This window comes from Nakamurella sp. (assembly GCF_048594475.1).
GTDB lineage: Bacteria > Actinomycetota > Actinomycetes > Mycobacteriales > Nakamurellaceae > Nakamurella.
Window position 1 is genome coordinate 1 of the sequence record NZ_JBMDXT010000468.1, and the last position, 4,456, is coordinate 4,456.

The 4,456-nt window shown below is 74.5% G+C and carries 6 protein-coding genes and 1 pseudogene; 2 read left to right on the forward strand and 5 right to left on the reverse strand.

Features of this window, described 5'->3' with window-relative positions; translation table 11 throughout:
* Nucleotides 1-192, forward strand: a pseudogene (locus tag ACOJUF_RS21050) (2-C-methyl-D-erythritol 4-phosphate cytidylyltransferase); the annotation flags it as partial.
* On the opposite strand, the gene ACOJUF_RS21055 reads toward ACOJUF_RS21050, so the two are convergent.
* On the reverse strand, nt 187-1,710 hold the full coding sequence (locus ACOJUF_RS21055; RefSeq protein ID WP_420123770.1) for a GMC family oxidoreductase: 1,524 nt from the start codon (nt 1,708-1,710) through the stop codon (nt 187-189). The pseudogene ACOJUF_RS21050 and the gene ACOJUF_RS21055 sit on opposite strands and share 6 nt — an antisense overlap.
* A 70-nt stretch (nt 1,711-1,780) precedes the next feature.
* Between ACOJUF_RS21055 and ACOJUF_RS21060 the strand changes: the two genes are divergently transcribed.
* Nucleotides 1,781-2,071 carry a hypothetical protein gene (locus tag ACOJUF_RS21060; RefSeq protein ID WP_420123771.1) on the forward strand — a complete coding sequence of 97 codons (291 nt, stop codon included), beginning with the start codon at nt 1,781-1,783 and terminating at the stop codon, nt 2,069-2,071.
* 26 nt (nt 2,072-2,097) lie between these two features.
* On the opposite strand, the gene ACOJUF_RS21065 is transcribed toward ACOJUF_RS21060, so the two are convergent.
* The 4 genes from ACOJUF_RS21065 to ACOJUF_RS21080 form a co-directional block, all read right to left on the reverse strand.
* Nucleotides 2,098-2,292 (reverse strand): helix-turn-helix transcriptional regulator, encoded by a 195-nt coding sequence (locus ACOJUF_RS21065; RefSeq protein ID WP_420123772.1) that lies wholly within the window; start codon nt 2,290-2,292, stop codon nt 2,098-2,100.
* Nucleotides 2,289-2,645, reverse strand: coding sequence for a hypothetical protein (locus ACOJUF_RS21070; protein WP_420123773.1), 357 nt, complete (start codon nt 2,643-2,645; stop codon nt 2,289-2,291). The genes ACOJUF_RS21065 and ACOJUF_RS21070 overlap by 4 nt, the downstream gene beginning before the upstream one ends.
* Before the next feature lie 137 nt (nt 2,646-2,782).
* Nucleotides 2,783-3,679, reverse strand: coding sequence for a universal stress protein (locus ACOJUF_RS21075; protein ID WP_420123774.1), 897 nt, complete (start codon nt 3,677-3,679; stop codon nt 2,783-2,785).
* Between the two features lie 87 nt (nt 3,680-3,766).
* The coding region (locus ACOJUF_RS21080; protein ID WP_420123775.1) for an ATP-binding domain-containing protein at nt 3,767-4,456 on the reverse strand (690 nt) is incomplete at its 5' end.

Below are 4,456 nucleotides of genomic sequence, written 5' to 3' on the forward strand. Positions count from 1 at the left end.
CTGTGGTCGGCCTACCGGCAGGCCGACGCGGACGGCTTCGTCGGGACCGACACGATGTCCTGCTTCCAGCAGTACCACCCGGGCCGCGGATCCTGGCTACCCGGCGATCCGCGCAATCTGAAGATCACGTACGCGGACGACATGATCGAGGCCGAGCGGCTTCTCACCGCCGCCGGCCTCGACCGGTCATGATCGGATCAGCTCGGCGGCCCGCTCGCCGATCACGACCGCCGGTGCGTGGGTGTGCCCGCGGATGATGCGGGGCATCACCGACGCGTCGACTACGCGGAGCCCGGTGACCCCGCGCACCCGCAGCCGGGGGTCGACCACCGACGCCTCGTCGGTGCCCATCCGGGCGGTACCGACCGGGTGGTACAGGGTGTGCGCGAAACCCTCCAGCGCGGTCCGGTCCCGGGTGGCCTCGTCCATGCCGTCGTCACCGGCCGGGACCAGGAACCCCTGGTGGCGCAGGGCCGGTGACCGCAGGATCCGCTCGCAGGCGGCCAGCCCGCGCAGCATCGTCGCGCGGTCCCGCGGGTCGGACAGGTAGGCCGGGTCGATGACCGGCGGGGCCAGCGGGTCGGCCGAGCAGAGGCGGACGGTCCCCCGGCTCTGCGGCTGCAGCAGGATCGCGCCGACCGTCAGCCCGTGCGCCGGCGGCCGCTCGAGCCCCTGCCCGACGTAGGCGACCGGCGCGAACACCACCTCGACGTCCGCATGGGCCAGCCCGGGATCGGTGCGGATGAAGCCGTAGGCCTCGGCGACGTTGGAGGTGAGCATCCCGGTACGGCGCAGCAGGTACCGGGCGACCTCGGCCGGGCGCTGGGCGTCGAGCAGGGTGCCGCCGGTCGTGCGGACGATCAGGCCGGCCACCAGGTGGTCCTGCAGGTTCCGGCCCACCGCCGGCCGGGCCACCAGCAGCGGAACGCCGTGGGCGGCCAGCTCGTCGGGGTCGCCGATCCCGGACAGCAGCAGCAACTGGGGCGTGTTCACCGCGCCCCCGCAGAGCAGGATCTCGCGGCGGGCCGACACGGTTCGCACCCGCCCGTCACCGGTGGAGCATTCGACGGCGGTCGCCCGCCGGCCGTCGAACAGCACGCGGCGGGCCTGGACCCCGGTGCGCACGGTCAGGTTCGGGCGCCGCCGGGCCGGCCGGAGGTAGCCGTCCGCCGCGCTGAACCGGGCCCCGCGGCGCTGGGTGACGACGGTCGCGCTGAACCCGGCGGGCGCCGGCCGGGTGGCCGGCTCGATCGGGAACCCGGCCTGGGCGGCCGCCGTCAGGAAGTCGGCGGTGTGCGGGTTCGGGCTGCGCTGGGGCTCCCGGTGCAGCATCTCCTCGGCCCGGCGCAGCGACGGGAGCACCGCCGCCCAGGACCACAGCGGGCCGGCCTCGTCGGCCCAGCCGTCGTAGTCGGCGGCGAACCCGCTGACCCACATCATCGCGTTGAGCGACGACGACCCGCCCAGGGTCCGGCCCCGGGGCCAGAAGATCCGGCGCCCGGCCAGTTCCGGTTGCGGCACGGTGTCGTAGCCCCAGTCGTACCGGCTCCGGAACAGGGTGGAGAAGGCGGCCGGGACCCGGATCGCCGGGTGCCGGTCGGCCGGGCCTGCCTCCAGCAGCAGCACCCGGCAGCCCGGGTCGGCCGAGAGGCGGTTGGCCAGCACCACCCCGGCCGAGCCCGCGCCGACGATGACGTAGTCGAAGGCCATCGGATCGCCGTCCCTTCCTGCCTGGTCGGACCCGTCCCGGTCGCACGGAGCCGGTCGCTACCCTCGGCTGATGGCCCGCCGATCCCGCAAGCGCGATGCCCGCGCCGAGCACGTGCCGATCGACGTGGCCCGGCTGACCCGGGGCTGGGAACACGGCGAGACGGGTCCGGACGGGCGGCGGTGGCGGGTGCGCACGGTGGGCGGCGGCGACCGGAGCTACCGCTGCCCCGGTTGCCAGCAGATCATCGATCCCGGCACGCCGCATCTGGTGGCATGGCCGGCCGACCACCTGTTCGGCGACGAAGCCGGACTGGACGACCGCCGGCACTGGCACACCCCGTGCTGGCGGCGCCGGCGGTGACCGGGCCGGGGCGCCGCCCCCGGCGACTACCCGTCCGGATCGAAGATCTCCTCGATCGACCGGCCGAACAGCCGGGCGATCCTGAACGCCAGCGGCAGGCTGGGGTCGTACTTGCCGGTCTCCAGCGCATTCACCGTCTGCCGCGACACGTCCAGCCGGTCGGCCAGATGCCCCTGGGTCCAGCCCTTGTCCTCCCGCAGGTCCCGCAACGTGTTCTTCACGCGCGGCGGGCGACGACGATGCCGGTGATCCCCCACCCGGCCATGCCGGCCCCGAAGATGATCCACGGCGTGACGGCCAGCTGCAGGCCGGCCGCTCCGAGCAGGCCGATGGTCACCGCGGCGGCCATCGCCACCGCGAAGCCGACGCCGAGCGACTGAAGCGTCAGGTGCTGCTGGTAGTCGTCCAGCCGGCGCAGGTGCCGGACCACCGCGATGCCGACCCAGATCAGCGGCACCACCGGCAGGACCGCCCAGAGGAACCGCCAGGGCGAGCCGCCGTCCAGATCGCCGAACGTCAGCACCAGGACGAGCACGACGCAGTACGCCAGCATCGCCGGGACGAACTCCCGCACGTACGCCCACCCCCGGGCCCGATCGCCGCGACTCTGACCCGACCTGTCAAGGTTGCTTGTCATCATGGGTCAAGGATGCTTGACACCACCGAGTGTGTCAAGCGTCCTTGTCAGCGGCGCCGGGCCCGGCGCGGACGTCAGTGGGCGTCGGGCCGGACGACCGCCACCGGGCTGCTGCCGTGCACGATCAGGTGCTGGCTGGTCGAGCCGAGCACCATCCCGGCCAGCCGGTTGCGCCCCCGGCTGCCCACCACGACCACCTGCGCCTTCTTGCTCAACCGTTCCAGGGCGTCGGTCGGCTTCTCGGTCAGCAGGGTCGACTCCACCTCGACGTCGGGGTACCGCTCCCGCCACCCGGCCAGCCGCTCGGCCAGCACGACCCGTTCGACGTCCTCGAGATCGGTCACCGAGGACCAGCCGGCGGCCCCGGGTACGGCCGGGTCGAACGCCTGCTCGACGTCCCAAGCGTGCACCGCGACCAGCGGCGCCCGCCGGACCGACGCTGCGGCGAAGGCGAAGGCCAACGCCTTCTCGCTCACCGGTGATCCGTCGATCCCGACGACCACCGGGCCGGCCGGGTCGCCCTGCTCCGCGCCCGGACGGATCACCACGACCGGGACATGGGCCCGGGCCGTCACCCCGAAGGCCACCGAACCCAGCGCGACGTGGCTGAGCCGGCCGGAGCTCCGGGTCGCCACCACCAGCATCAGGGCGTGGTCGGCCTCGCGCAGCAACAGCCGGACCGGGTCCTCCCGGACGACCACCCCGGTGACCTGCAGGCCGGGGTGTGCGTCGGTCAGGTCCGCCTGCAGCGCCCGTTGCCGCTCGCCCAGCACGTCACCCTGGGTGATGCCGGGAATGACGTCGGCGACCCCGGACGCGTGCCCGGTGATCGGGAAGGCGGACACCAGGTGCAGCCGGGCGTGCCGGGCCGCCGCCTCCTGCGCGGCCCACCGGGCCGCCGCGCGCGCGGCATCGGAGTCGTCGAGCCCGACGACGATGAGATTGGTCGGATACTCATGGATCTCGGTCATCGTTGATCGCCTTCCGTGCGGTACCACCAGCCTGACCGGCGGCGCCCGGCGGGGACCAGGGTCGAAGGTCCCCGGGTCGGCCCGGGATCAGGCGGGCGCCGGCGTCCCGGCCATCCGCAGCCGCAGACCGCTGGCCCGGGCGGCCGGGCGGCCGATCGCCGCCCGCACCTCGGCCTCGGTGCCGATCAGCCGCACCCGCGTCTGCGCGCGGGTCAGCGCCGTGTACAGCAGCTCTCGCGTGCTCAGCGGCGAGTCCTCCTCGGGCAGCACGACCGTCACGTGGGCGAACTGGCTGCCCTGGCTCCGGTGGACCGTCATCGCGTGCACCGTCTGCACGTCGGCGAGCCGCCCGGGCGCGAAGTCGATGATGCCGCCCTGCTGGCCGAACGCGACCCGCAGCTCGTCACCGGTCCACACGGTGACCCCGACGTCGCCGTTGAACAGCCGCAGCGTGTAGTCGTTCGCGGTGACCAGCACCGGCCGGCCCGAATACCACTCCCGGTAGGCGGGCATCAGATCCTCGGCCGCCAGCCAACTCTCGATCCGCCAGGTCCACTCGCGCACCCCGCGGGGGCCGGACCGGTGCGCGCAGAGCAGCCGGTGGCCGTCCAGTCGCCGCAGGGCGGCCGGCGCGTCCCCGGCGTCGGCGGCGAGCCGGACCGCCGCCGCGGCCGCCAGCACGTCCGGCCGCACCGCGCGTTCGACCGGCCCGGCACCTCCGTCCTCGTCCTCGGGGTCGATCAGTTCGACCTCCTCTCCCGGCCGGCGCAGCACGGC